Annotated in this window: 13 protein-coding genes; 6 read left to right on the top strand and 7 right to left on the bottom strand. The window is 74.5% G+C overall.

The genetic code is table 11. The features are described from left to right. Positions 1 to 199 precede the first annotated feature (199 nt). Positions 200 to 1,708 (top strand): hypothetical protein, encoded by a 1,509-nt coding sequence (locus tag ACH4EB_RS29985; protein WP_398351092.1) that lies wholly within the window; start codon positions 200 to 202, stop codon positions 1,706 to 1,708. A 39-nt stretch (positions 1,709 to 1,747) separates the two neighbouring features. Here the strand turns inward: ACH4EB_RS29985 and ACH4EB_RS29980 are convergent, their stop codons facing one another. Continuing rightward, positions 1,748 to 3,217: a PP2C family protein-serine/threonine phosphatase gene (locus ACH4EB_RS29980; protein WP_398351091.1), complete on the bottom strand. Its 1,470-nt coding sequence runs from the start codon at positions 3,215 to 3,217 to the stop codon at positions 1,748 to 1,750. A 324-nt stretch (positions 3,218 to 3,541) separates the two neighbouring features. Here ACH4EB_RS29980 and ACH4EB_RS29975 point away from each other — a divergent pair, with 324 nt between their 5' ends. The 3 genes from ACH4EB_RS29975 (at position 3,542) to ACH4EB_RS29965 (ending at position 7,473) form a co-directional block, all read left to right on the top strand. Further along, a complete protein-coding gene (locus ACH4EB_RS29975) occupies positions 3,542 to 4,966 on the top strand; it encodes a HEAT repeat domain-containing protein (RefSeq protein ID WP_398351090.1) in 1,425 nt (474 codons plus the stop codon). 132 nt (positions 4,967 to 5,098) lie between these two features. After that, positions 5,099 to 6,226, top strand: coding sequence for a glycosyltransferase family 4 protein (locus tag ACH4EB_RS29970; protein WP_398351088.1), 1,128 nt, complete (start codon positions 5,099 to 5,101; stop codon positions 6,224 to 6,226). Next, positions 6,223 to 7,473 carry a glycosyltransferase gene (locus ACH4EB_RS29965; RefSeq protein WP_398351086.1) on the top strand — a complete coding sequence of 417 codons (1,251 nt, stop codon included), beginning with the start codon at positions 6,223 to 6,225 and terminating at the stop codon, positions 7,471 to 7,473. The genes ACH4EB_RS29970 and ACH4EB_RS29965 overlap by 4 nt, the downstream gene beginning before the upstream one ends. Before the next feature lie 30 nt (positions 7,474 to 7,503). Here ACH4EB_RS29965 and ACH4EB_RS29960 read toward each other — a convergent pair whose 3' ends face one another. Genes ACH4EB_RS29960 through ACH4EB_RS29950 form a run of 3 tightly spaced genes read right to left on the bottom strand, consistent with a single transcriptional unit; the run spans position 7,504 to position 9,883 of the window. After that, positions 7,504 to 8,559 carry a bile acid:sodium symporter family protein gene (locus ACH4EB_RS29960; protein ID WP_398351085.1) on the bottom strand — a complete coding sequence of 352 codons (1,056 nt, stop codon included), beginning with the start codon at positions 8,557 to 8,559 and terminating at the stop codon, positions 7,504 to 7,506. Further along, a complete protein-coding gene (locus ACH4EB_RS29955; protein WP_398351084.1) occupies positions 8,552 to 9,004 on the bottom strand; it encodes a hypothetical protein in 453 nt (150 codons plus the stop codon). The genes ACH4EB_RS29960 and ACH4EB_RS29955 overlap by 8 nt, the downstream gene beginning before the upstream one ends. A gap of 15 nt (positions 9,005 to 9,019) precedes the next feature. After that, positions 9,020 to 9,883, bottom strand: a complete 864-nt coding sequence (locus tag ACH4EB_RS29950) for an oxaloacetate decarboxylase (RefSeq protein WP_398351083.1) — start codon at positions 9,881 to 9,883, stop codon at positions 9,020 to 9,022. Between the two features lie 332 nt (positions 9,884 to 10,215). On the opposite strand from ACH4EB_RS29950, the gene ACH4EB_RS29945 reads away from it, so the two are divergent. Further along, positions 10,216 to 13,854, top strand: coding sequence for a hydantoinase B/oxoprolinase family protein (locus ACH4EB_RS29945; RefSeq protein ID WP_398351081.1), 3,639 nt, complete (start codon positions 10,216 to 10,218; stop codon positions 13,852 to 13,854). On the opposite strand, the gene ACH4EB_RS29940 is transcribed toward ACH4EB_RS29945, so the two are convergent. Genes ACH4EB_RS29940 through ACH4EB_RS29930 form a run of 3 tightly spaced genes read right to left on the bottom strand, consistent with a single transcriptional unit; the run spans position 13,837 to position 16,177 of the window. Continuing rightward, positions 13,837 to 14,718: a biotin-dependent carboxyltransferase family protein gene (locus ACH4EB_RS29940; protein ID WP_398351080.1), complete on the bottom strand. Its 882-nt coding sequence runs from the start codon at positions 14,716 to 14,718 to the stop codon at positions 13,837 to 13,839. The genes ACH4EB_RS29945 and ACH4EB_RS29940 overlap by 18 nt on opposite strands. Beyond that, positions 14,715 to 15,356 carry a 5-oxoprolinase subunit PxpB gene (gene pxpB, locus ACH4EB_RS29935; RefSeq protein WP_398351172.1) on the bottom strand — a complete coding sequence of 214 codons (642 nt, stop codon included), beginning with the start codon at positions 15,354 to 15,356 and terminating at the stop codon, positions 14,715 to 14,717. The genes ACH4EB_RS29940 and pxpB overlap by 4 nt, the downstream gene beginning before the upstream one ends. A 44-nt stretch (positions 15,357 to 15,400) precedes the next feature. Beyond that, positions 15,401 to 16,177, bottom strand: coding sequence for a LamB/YcsF family protein (locus tag ACH4EB_RS29930; protein WP_398351078.1), 777 nt, complete (start codon positions 16,175 to 16,177; stop codon positions 15,401 to 15,403). 250 nt (positions 16,178 to 16,427) lie between these two features. On the opposite strand from ACH4EB_RS29930, the gene ACH4EB_RS29925 reads away from it, so the two are divergent. After that, positions 16,428 to 17,153, top strand: coding sequence for a GntR family transcriptional regulator (locus ACH4EB_RS29925; RefSeq protein WP_398351076.1), 726 nt, complete (start codon positions 16,428 to 16,430; stop codon positions 17,151 to 17,153). Positions 17,154 to 17,269: the final 116 nt, after the last annotated feature.

Genomic DNA, 17,269 nt, shown 5'->3' with positions numbered 1-17,269 from the left:
GGGGCCCGAAGGCCCGGGATCCGGTGTCCGCACCCTGGGGAATGCGGTACCGACACCGGGCCGGAGGCTGCACTTCTACAGAACACGCGGGCGCGGGTGGCAGACCATCTGGCGGACCCTGGCGAACCCTGGCGAATGCTCGCGGGCGTCCTCGGCGGGCCGTTACTGTCAAGTCAGTCGAGGAACCTGGGGGCTTGACGTGGACAGGGAGCCGAACACCCGTCTCGCGGACCTTTTCGGCCTGGCCGGCTGGTCCAAGGGCGAGCTGGCGAGACTGGTCAACCGGCAGGCGGCCGCCATGGGGCATCCGCAGTTGGCGACCGACACCTCGCGGGTCCGGCGCTGGATCGACACGGGGGAGACCCCGCGCGACCCGGTGCCCAAGGTGCTGGCAGCCCTGTTCACCGAGCGTCTCGGCCGTGTCGTAACCATCGAGGACCTCGGGTTCGGTCGTTCCGGGCGCGCGGGGAGGAAACATGCCACGGACGGTCTCCCGTGGCCGCCCGAGCGAACGGCGGCGGTCCTCACGGAATTCACGGGAATGGACCTCATGCTCAACCGACGCGGCTTGGTGGGCGCGGGCGCGGCGCTCGCCGCGGGCTCCGCACTCAGCAGCGCCATGCACGACTGGCTGCACACCGATCCGGCGCTGGCAGCCGACGCCCCCCGATTCGACGACCCGTTCACCGCCGACACCATCGACCAGGTCGGTTTCGACCGCTACGAGGCGGCCCCCGTGGGGTCGCAGGAGATCGACGCCCTGGAGCGCTCGGTCGAGGTCTTCCGCGCCTGGGACGCGGCCCGCGGCGGCGGGCTGCAGCGCAAGGCCGTGGTGGGCCAGCTCAACGAGGTGGGCGGCATGCTCGCCTACCGCCACCCCGACCATCTGCAGCGCAGGCTGTGGGGGGTGGCGGCCAACCTCGCCGTCCTGGCGGGCTGGATGTCCCACGACGTGGGGCTGGAGCCCACCGCCCAGAAGTACTTCGTCATCGCCGCCCACTCGGCGCGCGAGGGCGGCGACCGCCCGCGCGCGGGCGAGGCGCTCTCCCGGGCGGCCCGCCAGATGGTGCACCTGGGCCGCCCCGACGACGCCCTGGACCTGATGAAGCTGGCCAAGTCGGGTTCGGGCGGTGAGACCCTGCCCCGGACCCGCGCGATGCTCTACACCATCGAGGCGTGGGCCCAGGCGAGCAAGGGGCAGGGCCAGGCCATGCGGCGCACCCTGGGCGAGGCGGAGGAGCTGTTCGTCTCCGACCGGGGTGACGTGCCGCCGCCGAGCTGGATGCAGATGTTCGACGAGGCGGACCTGCACGGCATGCAGGCGCTGGCCTTCCGTACGCTGGCCGAGCACGACCCCAGGGCGGCGAAGGTCGCCCAGGCGCACGCCAAGCAGGCACTGCGGCTGCGCGACGACGGCCGGCAGCGGTCGCAGATCTTCGACTACCTCTCGCTGGCCTCCGCCTGCTTCATCGGCAACGACCCCGAACAGGCCGACCGCTACGCCCGGCTGGCCTTGGTGTCCATCAAGGAGAACTCCTCCCACCGCACCTGGGACCGGCTGCGGGAGATGTACCGGCTCACCGGTCAGTACGCGGACTACGCCAAGATCCAGGATCTGCGGGAGGAGATCCAGCGGGTCATGCCGAAGGCCAAGGGGAAGGGCCTGGGCCCGGGGATCGGTCCGGTGGGCACCAACCTGCGGATCTGACCGCGACGGTGCCGCTCTCCGGCACCTGCCGGGCCAGGATCATCCGCTCACCCTGGCGATCAGCACACACGCGTCGTCCTCGCGCTCGGTACTGCCGAACTCCTCGGCGATGATGCGGACACAGTCCTGCGCGTTCCGCGCCGAGGCGAACCGCGGTGCCAGCGACAGGAGGCGCTCGGCACCCTCGTGGGGCGCGAGCGCGCCGTGCGACCGGCGCGGCACCAGACCGTCCGTGTGCAGCACCAACAGGTCGCCGGACCGCAACTGCTCGCGACGCTGCGTGTAGGCGGCTCCGGTGGTGGCACCGAGCAGGACGCCCTCCGGGGGGCTCAGCGGGCTTCCCGTGCCGTCCCGGAACAGCAGCGGGGCGGGGTGCCCGGCCTGGGCCCAGACGAGCTGACGGGAGGCGGGGTCGAAGCGGCAGCAGACCGCGCTGCCCAGGGCGGGCTGGGTGGAGGTGTCGAGCAGTTGGTTCAGGTAGCCCATCAGCGGGCCCGGATCCTGGCCGGACACCGCCATGCCGCGCAGCGCGCCGAGCACCATGGCCATGCCGGACGTGGCGGTGGCGCCGTGGCCGGTCAGGTCGCCGACGCTCAGCAGCGTCCTGCCGTCCGGGAGTTGCAACGCGTCGTACCAGTCACCGCCGATCAGGGCGCTGGTGCCGGAAGGGAGGTAACGGGCGGCGAGGTCGAGCGCCACGGGCCCGCCCTGCGGGAACCGCAGGGAGCCGCGCCACGGCGGCAGCACGGCTTCCTGCAGCTCGACCGCAAGCCGGTGTTCGGTCTGCGCCATGTGCCGCTGGCGCTGCAGCGAGTCACGGGTCTCGCGCACCGCCCGCTGGCTGCGACGCAGCTCGCTGACGTCGCGCAGCACGGCCCACATGCACGCCGTGCTGCCGTCGGCTTCGAGCACCGGCTCGCCCACCATGTGCACCGTACGGACGCTCTGGTCGGACCGTACGATGCGGACCTCGCCGTCGATCGGCCGGCCGTCCACCAGGCAGTCCGTGACCATCGTGGTCAGCAGTTGCTGGTCCTCGCAGAAGACCAGGGACGGCAGCTCGTCCAGTGTCAGGGGGCCCTCGGCCGGGTCCCGGCCGAAGATGCCGAACAGCTCCTCCGACCAGCTCACCTCGTCGGTGAGCAGATTCCACTCGGCGCTGCCGACCCGGCTGAGCAGCGAGCCGGGCGGGTGACCGGCGGGCTCGGGCGGCGCCACCGGGAGCCGGTCCTCGTCCGCCGCCGCGGCCGCCCCCGGGTCGGTGGGCAGGCCCTCCCGGAGCTGGTCCAGGTGCCCGCCGAGGTCGTCGAGGTGGTGGACGGCGAGGTCGCACAGCGCCCGCTGCCAGCGGAGCTGGGGGTCGTCGGGCCCGTCACCGCCCGCCGAGGTCTCCCGGCGTACGGCGTCCAGGCCGCCCCGCAACCGGCGTGCCTGGGTGATCAGGGCCTCGACCACGTCGCGCTCGGGCGGCTGGGCGGCTGGTCGGTCCGCGAAGAGAGGGGACGGCATGACGTACTCCGATATCAGGCGGCGCCGGGGCCTGGTCTGACGGAAGGGCCGGTAACGACTGTTGCACAGGCTGCGACCGCCCGTAAGGGATTTGGCATTACCCGATACGGTGGTGCATTCGGCATATGCCCCCGGCCTCCCTGGGGGCAACCCTCGGCCGAATCGGCGGAAGGAAGCGTTCCAGGCTAGGCTGCGCCCGCCGTAGCGCGCTCGCCACCACCGATCCATGGTGGGAACGACGCATACGACCCGCGGTCACCGGCAAGAATGCCGGTCAGCGGAAATCCCGTTGCCAGCCTGCCCCCCGCACCGGATGCTGACCTCATGTTCGATCCAGACATAGCGCCCAGTGGCACCCTGCTCGGCCTCCTGCAGCGAGGCCGCGGCGACGGGACCCTGCATGCCCTCGCGGCGCCGCGGGCCGAGGCGCTCGCGGCACTGAACGACAGCGTGCTGCGCGACCCCCGGCGCGACTGGCAGGTCGAGAACCGCTCCCTGTACTACGCGCGCCTCTACATGCAGCTCGACGGCGGACTCGAAGAGATCGAACGGCATCTTTTCCACCCCGACGACCTCACCGACCCCGGTGAGGAGCGCACGGGCCTGGCGCTCGCCGTGCTCGGCCACCTCGCCTCGTACGGCCGGGACGCGGCCCTCCTGCTGCTGCGCAGCTACGCCGCCGCCGGGACGAACTGGCGCTGGGCCCTGGACGAGCTGGCGCTGCGGGACGACGACGCGGGCCTGGCGACCCTCGCCCCCGCCGTCCTCGCCCGCTTCCCGCGGACCGCCGAGGGCGACACCGAGCTGGCCGCCGCCGTACGGGACGCCTTCGAACCCCGCCCGTGGCGGCTGTGGGCCGAGGACCCCCGCTACGGCGAACGCATCCGCGCCGCCCGTGAACAGGGCTGCTTCGACCGCTGGCAGCGCCAGATGCGGCCCGCGGGCCCCCGCCCCGGCTGGAGCGTCACCGAGGTCCTCGACTGGGCCCAGGAGGGCCTGGCGCTGCACCCCGAGGAGTGGCGCCAGGTCCCGGCCGCCCGCTGCCTGGCGGCCGTCGCCGGCCCCGAGGACCGCCCCGAGCTGGTGCGCGCCGCGCGCACCGGCCCGGACGCCGCCCGCGCCGCCGCCCTGCGCCACCTCGCCGAGCGCGACGACCCGGACGCCCTCGACCTCATCGAGGCCGCGGCCGCCGACCCCTTCTCCAGCCGGCCGCTCGCCGAGGCCGCGCTCGCCGCCTTCGAGCGGATGCGCGGCCCGGCCGCCATCGAGCGGGCCCGCCGGTGGGCCCGCCGTCCCGACCGCCTCGGCGCGGCCGGTGCCACGATGCTGGCCCGCCGCGGCGGCCGCGGCGACGCCGACCTGGTGCTGGCGGCCCTGCGCCGTACGGTACGGACCGAGGGCCCGAACGCGGACGGGCTGTGGGAGCTGGTGGACGGGGCGGGCCGGCTGGGCGTGGCCTGTGCGGCGCCGGTGCTGCGCCACATCTACCGCGAGACCTCCTCCTCCCACCTCAGAGGCCGCGCCGCGGGCGCGCTGGCCGGCACCGACCCCGGGTTCCCGGCGGGCTTCGCCGTCGAGTGCCTGTGGGACTGCGAGGAGAGCACCCGCGAGCTGGCCGCCCGGCATGCCGCGACCGGCGACGACCGCGTCGTGGAGCAGTTGCGCCGGCTGGCCGCCGACCCGGCCGAGGAGGCCGAGGTGCAGACGGCGGTACGCAGCCGCTTCGGGCCGGACGCACCGGCGCTCTGAGCGCGCCGGGGGCGCACCGGCCGCCACGCCGCCGCCGGTGCGCCCGGCGCGGGCGCCAACGCTCATGGGACGTTCTCCGGCTGGACAGATCCACGTGGCCGGGGCCACGCCCGGCGGGCCGACAACAGCCGTATGCGTGTTGTCATCGTCACCGAGTCGTTCCCGCCCGACGTCAACGGCGTCGCGTACTGCGCCCTCGAAACCGCCCGGCACCTGGTCCGGCGGGGTCATGACGTGCTCGTCGTCGCCCCGGCCGGCGCCGGCGGGGCACCGGACGGCGGGCCGGCCCGCCCCTGCCCCGTCGTCCGGGTGCCCTCGGTGCCGCTCCCGGGTTACCCGCAGGTCAGGGTGGCGCTTCCCAGCCGCCGGCTGGCCGCCGCGCTGGACGGGCACCGCCCGGACGTGGTGCACCTGGCGAGCCCGTTCGTCCTGGGGGCCCGCGCCATGGCCGCCGCCGCGCGGCGCCGCGTGCCCGCCGTCGCCGTCTACCAGACCGACCTGGGCCGCTACGCCCACGCCTACCTGCGCACCGGAGGCGCCGCGGCCTGGTGGCGCCTGCGGAGGGTGCACACCGCGGCCGACCGGACGCTCGCCCCGTCCACCTCCGCCCTGCACGACCTGGCCGCGCACGGCGTGCCCCGGCTCCGGCTGTGGCCGCGCGGGGTGGACTCCGCGCGTTTCCACCCCGCCCGCCGCGACAACGTGCTGCGCGGCTCGCTCGCCGCGGGCCGGGACGTGCTGGTGGGGTACGTCGGACGGCTCGCCCCCGAGAAGGAGGTGCGGCTGCTGGCCCCCGTCTCGCGACTGCCCGGCGTACGGACCGTGGTGATCGGGGACGGCCCGAGCGCCCCCGGTCTGCGCGCCGCCCTGCCCGGTGTGCGCTTCCTGGGGAGCCGCACGGGCGACGAACTGGCGCGGCTCGTCGCCTCCCTGGACGTGTTCGTGCAGACCGGCCGCTACGACACCTTCTGCCAGACCGTCCAGGAGGCGATGGCGGGCGGCGTACCCACCGTGGCGCCCGCCGCGGGCGGCCCGCTGGACCTCGTGGAGCACGGCCGTACGGGGCTGCTGGTGCCGCCGGGGAGCGGGGCGGCACTGTGCGACGCGGTCCGGCTGCTGGCCGGCGACCCGGCGGCGCGTGCGCGGCTGGGCGCCGCGGGCCGTACGGCGGTCGAGCACCGTACCTGGGAGGTGGCCGGCGACGAACTGCTGGGCCACTACGAGGACGTGCTCGCCGGCCGGACGGCGGTGGCGGCATGACGGCGCGGCCGGACACGTCCGCGCGGTGCGTGCCCGACGAGACCCGGTACGTCGGTGCCGGGCTGCGCATCGTCCGGCTCGCGAACTTCCTGACGCCGGAGTCCGGCGGGCTGCGGACCGCCCTGCGTGCCCTGGGCGCCGGATACCGCGCCGCCGGACACGACCCGGTCCTGATCGTGCCGGGGCCGGCCGCCCGCGACGAGGACACCGACCAGGGGCGGGTGATCACGCTGCCCGGTCCGGTCCTGCCCGGCACCGGCGGCTGCCGCGTCCTGGCCGACCGGCGCGGCGTGCGGCGCGTGCTGGAGGCGCTGGCCCCGGACCGCCTGGAGGTCTCCGACCGGACGACGCTGCGGTGGACCGGCGAGTGGGCGCGGCGCTCCCGCGTCCCGGCGGTGATGGTGTCCCACGAGAGCGTGGACGGCGTGCTCCGTACCTGGGGCGTGCCGCGCGGCCCGGCGCGCGCCGCCGCCGACCGGGTCAACGCCCGGACCGCGCACGCCTACAGCCGCGTGGTGTGCACGACGGAATGGGCGGCGGCCGAGTTCATCCGGGTCGGCGCGCGCAACGTCGTACGGGCGCCGCTGGGCGTGGACCTGACGGCCCGGCACCCCGCCCTGCGCAGCCCGGAGCTGCGGCGGCGGTGTGCGGGCGGCGCCGGGGTGCTCCTGCTCCTGTGCTCGCGGCTGACGCCGGAGAAGCGGCCGGGGCACGCGCTGGACGCGCTGGCGGAGCTGCGGTGGCGCGGTGTCGACGCGGCGCTGGTGGTCGCGGGGGACGGGCCGCTGCGGTCCCGCCTGACGGCCAGGGCCCGCGCCGAGCGGCTGCCCGTGGCGTTCCTGGGGCAGGTCACCGACCCGGGTGAGCCGGCCGCCGTTCAGGCCGGCGCGGACGTGGCCCTGGCGCCGGGACCGGTGACGACGTTCGGCCTGGCGGCCCTGGAGGCGCTCGCCTGCGGCACGCCGGTCGTGGCGAGCGCCGCGTCGGCCCTCGCCGGTCTGGTCGGCCCCGGCGGCGCCACCGCCCTCGACGACGGCGCCTCCTACGCGGACGCGGTACTGCGGGTCCTCGGGCGCCCCGAAGCGCACCGCCGTGCGGCGGCCCGGCGGCGCGCGGAGGGCTATGGCTGGCGGCCGGCCGTGGCCGCCTTCCTCGCGGCCCACGACGCCGCCGTGGCGCCGCCGGAGGGGCCGGGCGGTCCGGTCCCTCCGGCCGCGCGTCCGCGACGCGGGGCCGGACGGTGTTGACGGCCCGGCGCCCGGGCCCGTACGGGCAGGTCAGGCCGACGGTTCGCCCTCGACCCGCCGGGACCCGAGGCGCAGCGGTGGCTCCGGCGCGGCCGGGGTGCTCTCCGGCCGACGGGACCAGCGGGCGGCGATCACCGCGCAGACCATCAACTGGAGCTGGTGATAGAGCATCAGTGGCAGGATGACCAGGCCGGCCGCGCCGCCGAAGAGCACCGCCGCCATCGGCAGTCCCGTGGCGAGGCTCTTGTTCGAACCGCAGAACACGATGGTGACGCGGTCCTCCCGGCAGAACCCCAGCCGGCGGGCGGTCAGTGAGGTCGTGACGAGGGCCGTGGCCAGCAGGCCCGCGGCCAGGAGCAGCAGGGCGAGCAGCCGGGCGGGGGTGACCTGCTGCCAGATCCCCTCCGCCATGCCCTTGCTGAAGGCCGTGTAGACGACGAGCAGGATCGAGCAGCGGTCCAGTAGGCCGAGTGGTTTCCTGTGCCGGGTGAGGCGGTCGCCGATCCACCGGCGCAGCACCTGCCCGGCGAGGAAGGGCAGCAGCAGATGGGTGGCGATGGACAGCAGGCCCGCCGCCGAGAAGTTGAGGGCGGAGCCGATCAGCCAGGCCGCGAGCAGCGGGGTGGCGGCCATGCCGAACAGGCTGGAGTACGTACCGGCGCAGATGGCGGCCGGGACGTTGCCGCGGGCCGTGGAGGTCAGGGCGATCGAGGACTGGACGGTCGAGGGGACGACGCACAGGAAGAGCAGTCCCGTGTACAGCCGGTCGGTGAGCAGGAACGGGACGAGGCCGCCGGCCGCCAGGCCCAGCAGCGGGAACAGCACGAAGGTGCTCGCCCCGGTCAGCAGGTGGAGCCGCCACTGCCGTAGCCCGTGCACCGCCTCCCGGGTGGACAGCCGGGCTCCGTAGAGGAAGAAGAGCAGGCCGATGGCGAGGTCGGCGGCGGTGTCGGCGGCCACGGCGCCCCGGCCGGTCGCGGGCAGCAGGGTGGCGAGCAGGACGGTGCCGAGAAGCGCCGCCACGTAGGGGTCGATCGCCCGCGTCAGCCGGCGCGCCGTCCGGGCGGCCGGCGCCGGGTCACTCATCGTCGCCCGTCTGCCAGGGCGGGTGCCCGACGCGCGAGGGGTCGGCGCCGGGGCCGTTCGCGTCCCGGGTGTGTACGTCGATGGCGCCGCCGCCCCCGTCGTGGTCGCTGCCGGCCGTGCCCTTGCCGGCGAGCAGGGTGTTGAGCGTACGGTCGACCTCCAGCCAGGAGTCCGCCGAGGAGTTGTCGACCACCAGGAGGCCGATGGCGGTGCTCGCGCGGGGCGGCGGGGGTGCCTCCTCGTCGTCCTGGGACTCGCACGGTGGGGACGGCGGGCGTGGCGGGACCGCCGGCGACGGCGTCGCGGCCTGGGCGGCGGCGCCGCCCCACAGCACGCTCATCACCGTGGCGACGGCGACGGACAGCGCGGACGGGCGCACGGCCCGGGACCGCGTGGCGCGGTCCCGGAGCCGTCCGGCGCCGCCCCGGAAGGGGTTCGGTGCCATGCGGACAACCTCATCTCAGACGGGAGCCGGTTCGCGGCGCGCGTGATGCCTGCTGATGTTCTTCTCCAACAGCTCGGTGGCGCACCGCAGTTCGACGCTGCCGGTCTGGCCCGTGACGGGCAGCCGGCCGTCGGCGTTCTTCAGGTCGGCCAGCGCCCCGTCGATGGCGCCGTGCGCGGCGAACAGGCACGGGGTGCTGTAGATCGCCACGTCCACGCCGAGGTCGGTGAGTTCGGACAGCGACAGGCGTGGCGACTTGCCGCCCGCGATCTGGTTGAACAGCAGCGGTTTGCTGCCCACGACGGACCGGATGCGTTCGATCCACTCCACGCTGCGCACCCCGTCCACGAGGACGACGTCCGCGTCCGTCTCGGCGAGCGCCGCCGCCCGCCGGACGATCTCCGCCTCCTCCGTGGCGTCCGTACGGGCCACCACGACCAGGTCCTTGCGGCTGCTCAGCACCAGGTTGAGCTTGTCCAGGTACTCCTCCAGCGGGAGGATCAGCTTGCCGTCCGCGTGACCGCACCGGCGGGGTCTCTTCTGGTCCTCCAGGATCACGCCGGAGGCTCCGGCGCGCTCCAGGCTCTGGACGACGTGGCAGGCCACCTCGGGGTCGACATAGCCGTCGTCGATGTCCACCAGCAGGTGATGGGTCGGGAAGGCCAGCCGCAGCCGTTCGGTGAACTGCACCATGTCCGGCCACGCGATGAATCCGATGTCGGGCAGGCCGTAATACGATGCGGCGAACCCGAAACCGGAGACGAACATGCCGTCGTAGTGCTGGGCGGCGATGGAAGCCGAATACATGTCGTAGATACCGATGAGCGGTGTGGTGCGAGGCGACCGGACCGCCTCGCGCAGGGCGCTGCCGTACTGCATGTTTCTCCCGCCTCCCGGACCCGCCGGGCGCGGGTCCTTGGGGTGTTCTTGACCCGACGGTCCCAGGAAACCAAGAGGGAGTAAAAGGATTCCGGGAAGCAACACCCATTTGAGGAAAAGCCGCAGGTCGCAGCGGTAATTCAGGAATTCATACGGGATGATGGACGGACCGCGGGAGTGACGTTTCGGCAGGGGTTCGCGGGGGCGTAAAGGCGATGAGCTGAAATGCGCCGGAGGCTGCCGGCCGTTCCCGCGCGGTCCGCCGCGCCCGTCCGGGCGGGCGCCGCGGCGCACGACAGCGGCTGTGCCGGGTCCGCTGCCACAATGGCGGTATGACGGGACGCTGGGAGTTCTGGATCGACCGGGGCGGCACGTTCACGGACGTGGTGGGGCGGCGGCCGGACGGGTCGCTGGTCACCGGCAAGCTGCTCTCGCACCGCCCCGGAAGCACCGAGGACGCCGCCGTCACCGGCATCCGGTCGATGCTGGGGCTCGCCCCCGGCGAACCGGTCCCCGCCGAACGGATCGCCGTCGTCAAGATGGGCACCACCGTCGCGACCAACGCCCTGCTGGAACGCACGGGCGAGCCGACCGTCCTGGTCACCACCGAAGGCTTCCGGGACGCGCTGCGCATCGCCTACCAGAACCGGCCGCGGATCTTCGACCGGCGGATCGTGCTGCCCGAGGCGCTGTACGAGCGGGTGATCGAGGTCCCGGAGCGGGTGGACGCGCGGGGCGCCGTCGTCCGGCCGCTGGAGCCGGACGCGGTACGGGCGGAGCTGGCGCGCGCGTACGCGGACGGGCTGCGCGGCGCGGCGGTCGTCCTGCTGCACGGCTACCGCCACACCGGCCACGAGAAGGCCGTGGCCGCCCTGGCGAAGGAGGCGGGCTTCACGCAGGTGAGCTGCTCGCACGAGGTCAGCCCGCTGATGAAGCTGGTGCCGCGCGGCGACACCACCGTCGTGGACGCCTACCTCTCACCGATCCTCGGCCGGTACGTCGACGAGGTGGCGGCCCAACTCCCGGGCGTACGGCTGATGTTCATGCAGTCCAACGGCGGGCTGCGGGAGGCCGCGCACTTCCGCGGCAAGGACGCGGTGCTCTCCGGGCCGGCCGGCGGCGTCGTCGGGATGGCCCGCTCCTCGGCCGAGGCGGGCGACGGCCACGACCGGGTGATCGGCTTCGACATGGGCGGCACCTCCACCGACGTGTCGCACTACGCGGGCTCCTTCGAGCGGGTCTTCGGCAACGAGGTCGCGGGCGTACGGATGCGGGCGCCCATGATGAACATCCACACCGTCGCGGCGGGCGGCGGATCGGTTCTGCACTTCGACGGGCGGCGTTACCGCGTCGGCCCCGACTCGGCCGGCGCCGTCCCGGGCCCCGCCTGCTACCGGCGCGGCGGCCCGCTGACCGTCACGGACGCCAACGTGATGCTGGGCCGCGTGCAGCCGGCGCACTTCCCCGCGGTGTTCGGGCCCGACGGCGACCAGCCGCTGGACGACGCGACGGTACGGGAGCGTTTCGTCCGGCTGGCCGAGGAGGCGGCCGAGGCCACCGGCGACCGGCGCGGCCCCGAGGAAGTGGCCGCCGGGTTCCTGGACATCGCCGTGCTGAACATGGCCAACGCGGTCAAGAAGATCTCCGTCCAGCGCGGTTACGACATCACGCGCTACGCGCTCACCAGCTTCGGCGGCGCCGGCGGCCAGCACGCCTGCGCGGTCGCCGACGCGCTCGGCATCGGCACGGTCGTGGTACCGCCGCTGGCCGGTGTGCTGTCCGCCTACGGCATCGGGGTCGCCGACGCGACGGCCATGCGGGAACAGGCCGTCGAGGTGGAGATCGACCCGGAGTCGGACGCGACGGACGTGGCCGAGGTGCACGGGGTCTGTGACCGGCTGGCCGACCGGACCCGCCGCGAACTGCTCGACGACGGCGTGCCGCGGGAGAGCGTCACGACCCGGGCGCGTGTGCTGCTCCGCTACGCCGGTACGGACGCCGTGATCGGCGTGCCGCTGGACACGCCGCGGGCGATGGCCGCCGAGTTCGTCCGGGCGCACCGCGCGCGCTACGCCTTCACGATGGACAAGCCACTGATCGCCGAGGCCGTCTCGGTCGAGGCGGCCGGCGCGCCGGGCGGCACGGCCGGGCACGAGGTGCCGACGGGGGAGCGGGCGGGGAAGCTGCGGCCGGTGGCGACGGTCCGGATGTTCGCGCGGCGGCGCTGGCAGGACACCGACCTGTACGCCCGCGGCGACCTGCGCCCCGGTGACATCCTCACCGGTCCCGCGATCATCGCCGAGGACGACGCGACGACGGTTCTCGACCCGGGCTGGCAGGCCCGCGCGGGGGAGCGCGGCCATCTGCTGCTGACCCGGACGCGGCCCCGTGCGGACGGCCCCGCGGTCGGCACGGACGCCGATCCGGTCATGCTGGAGGTGTTCAACAGCCTCTTCATGGCCATCGCCGAGCAGATGGGCGTCCGGCTGGAGAACACCGCCCATTCGGTCAACATCAAGGAGCGACTGGACTTTTCCTGTGCTCTTTTCGACCACGAGGGCAATCTCATTGCCAACGCCCCGCACATTCCCGTGCACCTCGGCTCGATGGGGGAGTCCATCAAGGAGGTGCTCCGGCGGCGGCGCGACGCGGGCGGCATGCGACCGGGTGATGTGTACGCGGTCAACGACCCGTACCACGGCGGCACGCACCTGCCGGACGTCACCGTCGTCACCCCCGTCTTCGACGACGCCGGCGGGGAGCTGCTGTTCCTGGTCGCCTCGCGCGGCCACCACGCCGAGATCGGCGGCATCACCCCGGGCTCGATGCCCGCCTTCAGCCGCACCATCCAGGAGGAGGGCGTCCTCTTCGACAACTGGCTGCTGGTACGCGACGGCAGGTTGCGCGAGGAGGAGACGCGCGAGCTGCTCGCCGCCGGGCCGTACCCCTCGCGGGCGCCGGACGCCAACATTGCGGACCTGCGGGCCCAGATCGCCGCCAACGAGAAGGGCATCCACGAACTGCGCGAGATGATCGGGCAGTTCGGCCTGGACGTGGTGCGCGCCTACATGGGGCACGTCCAGGACAACGCCGAGGAATCGGTACGCCGGATCATCGCGCACCTGGAGGACGGCGCGTACCGCTACGAGACCGACGGCGGCGCGGTGATCCAGGTGGCGCTGACCGTGGACCGCGCGGCACGCGGCGCGGTGCTGGACTTCGCCGGGACCTCCCCGCAACTGCCCGGCAACGCCAACGCGCCCAGTTCGGTGGTGATGGCGGCGGTCCTCTACGTCTTCCGTACGCTCGTCGCCGAGGACATCCCCCTCAACAGCGGCTGCCTCAAGCCCGTCGAGGTCCGCATCCCGACCGGCTCGATGCTCGCGCCGGAGTTCCCGGCCGCCACGGTCGCGGGCAACGTGGAGACCTCGCAGGCGGTCACCGGCGCGCTTTACGCGGCGCTCGGCGTGCAGGCGGAGGGCTCGGGCACGATGAACAACCTCACCTTCGGCAACGACCGGGTCCAGTACTACGAAACCGTCGCCAGTGGCTCGGGCGCGGGAGACGGCTTCGACGGCGCGGACGCCGTGCAGACCCACATGACCAACTCGCGGCTGACCGACCCCGAGGTGCTGGAGTGGCGCTACCCCGTACGGGTGGAGAGCTTCGCCGTGCGCGAGGACAGCGGCGGTGCCGGGCGCTGGCGGGGCGGCCGGGGCGCCGAACGCCGCCTGCGCTTCCTGGAGCCGGTGACGGTGGCCCTGCTCACCGGCCACCGCCGGGTGCCCCCGTACGGCATGGCGGGCGGCGGGCCCGGCGCGACCGGTGCCAACCTCGTCCGCCGGGCCGACGGCACGGAGGAGGCGCTGGACGGCTGCGACGTGGCGGAGATCGGCGCGGGGGACGTGCTGGTGGTCCGCACGCCGGGCGGCGGCGGGTACGGACCGCCCGGCTCAGCCGGAAGCGCGTGAGCGCCGGGGGACGAAACGGACCGGCGTGCCCGGTACGGCCTGCGCCGCCGCGGCGAGGAAGCGCTCCGGGACGACGCCGACGACCGGGTAGCCGCCCGTCGTCGGGTGGTCGTTGAGGAAGAGCACGGGCAGGCCGTCCGGGGGGACCTGGAGGGCGCCCAGCGGCATGCCCTCGCTGGGGAGTTCGCCGTCCACGGCGCGCTCCAGGGGCGGGCCCTGGGTGCGCAGACCGATGCGGTTGCTCGCCGAGGAGACGCGGAAGCGGCCGGTGGCGAGCGTGCGCAGGCCCGCCTCGGTGAACCAGGCGTCGCGCGGGCCCAGCACGCACGGCAGCACCAGTTCCGTGCGCGGCGGTCCCGAGCGCGGGACGGCGTCCACGGAGGCGGGCGGGCCGTACGGGGTGCCGAGCGGCAGCACGCCGCCGTCGGACAGCGGCGCGGGCCCGACGCCGGAGAGCAGGTCGGCGGCGCGGCTGCCGAGCACCGGCTCCGCGTCGACGCCGCCCGCGAAGGCGACGTACGAGCGCAGTCCGGCGGTGGCCGGTCCGGCGTCCAGCACCGCGCCCGCCGGGACGCGTACCGGCGCGCCCCATGGCGCGGGGCGGCCGTCGACCGCGACCGGGCAGGGCGCGCCGGTGACCGCGGCCACGGTGTCCGTGCGGACCCGTACGGCACAGCCGGTGAGGGTCGTCTCCAGGGTGGCGGACGTCTCCGGGTTGCCCACGAGGCGGTTGGCGAGCCGGTGGGCGGGCTCGTCCAGGGCGCCCGCACGCGGCACGCCGAGGTGGGCGTGGCCCGCGCGGCCGAGGTCCTGGACGGTGGTCAGGGCTCCGGCGCGTACGACACAGAAGGCGCGGTCGGTCATCGGGCCTCCCGGGACGGTGTCGAGACCGGGATGAAACGGACGCGTGTGCCGGGGGAGAACAGGGCCGCCGGGTCGCGGTCCGGGTCCCACAGGGCGACGTCACTGGTGCCGATGAGCTGCCAGCCGCCGGGTGAGGAGCGCGGGTAGACCCCGGTGTAAGGGCCCGCCAGGGCGACCGAGCCGACCGGGACCTTGGTGCGCGGTGTGGCGCGACGCGGCACGTGGTGACGCTCCGGCAGGCCCGTCAGGTAGCCGAAGCCGGGGGCGAACCCGCAGAAGGCGACGTGGAATTCCGTACCGGAGTGGATGCGGACCACGTCCTCGGGCGTGGTGTCCCACAGGGCGGCCACATCGGCGAGGTCGGGGCCGTCGTAGCGCACCGGGATCTCGACGGCCGGCCGGTCGTCGGCGGTGGCCGGGGGGACGTCCCAGCCGGGCAGGTCGGCGGCCAGCCGTCCGGGGTCGGCCAGCCCGTCGAGCAGGACCGTGCGGGCGGCCGGGACGATCTCGCGGACCGCGGGCAGGGTGCCCGCCGCGGCCCGGCGCAGCAGCTCGGCGTGGAGCGCCTCGACGGCCGCGGCGTCGTCCAGCTCGACGAGCAGCCCGTGGTCGCCGACCGGCAGGGCGCGCAGGGGCAGCCGCGACCGGCCGGCCGGGGGGCGGCCGACGGGGGGAGCGGTGCTCACGCGAAGCTGCCGATCCGCACGCCGGCCGCCGTCAGCCCGTCGCGCACCCGCCGTGCGAGGTCCGCGGCGCCCGGGGTGTCGCCGTGCAGGCACAGCGAGCGCGCTTCGGTGCGTACGGTGCTGCCGTCGACGGCGGTGACGGTGCCCTCCGTCGCCATGCCCAGGGCGCGCTTGACGACCTCGTCCGGGTCGTGGACGACGGCGCCCGGCTCGCGGCGCGGGACCAGGGTGCCTTCGGGGGTGTAGGCGCGGTCGGCGAACGCCTCGCCGACGACGGGCAGGCCGACGCGGCGGGCCGCCTCGTGGAGCTGGGAGCCGGGCAGGCCCAGGATGGGCAGCGGGGTGCCGGCGGTCCGTACGCCCTCCAGGACGGCGGCGGACTGGGCCTCGTCGTGGACGCAGCGGTTGTAGAGCGCGCCGTGCGGTTTGACGTAAGCCACCCGGGTTCCGGCGGCGCGGGCGAAGACCTCCAACGCGCCGATCTGGTAGGCGATCTCGTCGGCCAGCTCGCGCGGCGGTACGTCCATGGCGCGGCGCCCGAAGCCCGCGAGGTCGCGGTAGGAGACCTGGGCGCCGACGGCCACGCCGCGCTCGGCGGCCAGTTCGCAGACCCGCCGCATGGTGCTGGGGTCCCCGGCGTGGAAACCGCAGGCCACGTTGGCGCTGGTGACGACGGACAGCAGGGCCTCGTCGTCGGTGAGCTCCCAGCGTCCGAAGCCTTCCCCGAGGTCGGCGTTGAGGTCGACGAGGGGGGTGGTCACCGGGTCGCTCATGGAAGTCGCAAATCCGTTCCGGAGATGGCCGCCACGCGGGCGGGCGCACAGACAGCAGGTGTTCGGAACCGGCCGGCCCCTATCCGTAGTGGCTCTCCCCCTGAGGGCACTTGGGCCGGCCGGTGGTCAGGCCAACGTAAGCGATCGTTCAACGATCCGACAAGAGGTGTGTTGTCTCGTTCTGCCATCTGGGATTGACTGCCGCTCACAGCACAAGGGGTGCACGTACGGGGCGAAAGCGGGGACGGCGATGGCGGGCGGGATGACACGGGACGATCGGCACAGGCTCGCCGAGGTCTCGGAGCTGGCGGGCGACCGGGTGCTGCTGGGCCGCTCCAGCACCGCCGAGCGGGTCGCCGACATTCTGCGGGACCGCATCACCGAGGGCTACTTCCCGCCCGGTGCGCGGCTGTCCGAGGAGAGCATCGGCGGGGCGCTGGGGGTCTCGCGCAACACCCTGCGGGAGGCGTTCCGGCTGCTCACGCACGAGCGCCTGCTGGTGCACCGGCTCAACCGCGGGGTGTTCGTACGCGTCGTGACGGTGGCGGACCTGGACGACATCTACCGGGTCCGTACGCTCGTGGAGTGCGCCGCCGTACGCAGCCTGGGCGATCCGCCGTACCCGGTGGGGGCGATGGAGGCGGCCGTGGCGGCCGGCGAGACCGCCTTCGAGGAGCGCGCCTGGCGCGACCTGGGCACCGCGAACCTCCGCTTCCACCAGGCGGTGGTGGGCCTGGCGGGCAGTCCGCGCACCGACGAGCTGATGCGCGGGGTGCTCGCGGAACTGCGCCTGGTCTTCCACGTGATGGACGATCCGCGCCGTTTCCACGCGCCGTACCTGACCCGCAACCGGCAGATCCTCGAAGAGCTCCAGGCCGGTGACGGGGCCGCCGCGGAGCGCCTGCTGGAGTCCTATCTGGAGGACTCCAGGGCGCAGCTTTCCGGGGCGTACGCCCAGCGCATCGCGGCGCAATAGGGCGCATCGCAGCGCTGGAGTTCCGCTCCCGTCAACCCCTTGTCGGATCGTTGAACAATCGCCTAACCTCCTCGCATCCTCCTCACGGTCCGCGTGGGGTCCCGTATGCGGAAGGC

Origin of the sequence: Streptomyces sp. NPDC018045, from assembly GCF_044327445.1 — a bacterium.
Taxonomy (GTDB): Bacteria; Actinomycetota; Actinomycetes; order Streptomycetales; family Streptomycetaceae; genus Streptomyces.
This window is presented reverse-complemented; position numbering and strand designations above follow the sequence as displayed.

Coding starts and splice junctions, on each gene's coding strand:
- ACH4EB_RS29945 (WP_398351081.1), top strand. CDS start 10,216: ATGACGGGACGCTGGGAGTTCTGGATCGACCGGGGCGGCACGTTCACG.
- ACH4EB_RS29955 (WP_398351084.1), bottom strand. CDS start 9,004: ATGGCACCGAACCCCTTCCGGGGCGGCGCCGGACGGCTCCGGGACCGC.
- ACH4EB_RS29975 (WP_398351090.1), top strand. CDS start 3,542: ATGTTCGATCCAGACATAGCGCCCAGTGGCACCCTGCTCGGCCTCCTG.
- ACH4EB_RS29970 (WP_398351088.1), top strand. CDS start 5,099: ATGCGTGTTGTCATCGTCACCGAGTCGTTCCCGCCCGACGTCAACGGC.
- ACH4EB_RS29980 (WP_398351091.1), bottom strand. CDS start 3,217: ATGCCGTCCCCTCTCTTCGCGGACCGACCAGCCGCCCAGCCGCCCGAG.
- ACH4EB_RS29950 (WP_398351083.1), bottom strand. CDS start 9,883: ATGCAGTACGGCAGCGCCCTGCGCGAGGCGGTCCGGTCGCCTCGCACC.
- ACH4EB_RS29925 (WP_398351076.1), top strand. CDS start 16,428: ATGGCGGGCGGGATGACACGGGACGATCGGCACAGGCTCGCCGAGGTC.
- ACH4EB_RS29930 (WP_398351078.1), bottom strand. CDS start 16,177: ATGAGCGACCCGGTGACCACCCCCCTCGTCGACCTCAACGCCGACCTC.
- ACH4EB_RS29960 (WP_398351085.1), bottom strand. CDS start 8,559: ATGAGTGACCCGGCGCCGGCCGCCCGGACGGCGCGCCGGCTGACGCGG.
- ACH4EB_RS29940 (WP_398351080.1), bottom strand. CDS start 14,718: ATGACCGACCGCGCCTTCTGTGTCGTACGCGCCGGAGCCCTGACCACC.
- ACH4EB_RS29965 (WP_398351086.1), top strand. CDS start 6,223: ATGACGGCGCGGCCGGACACGTCCGCGCGGTGCGTGCCCGACGAGACC.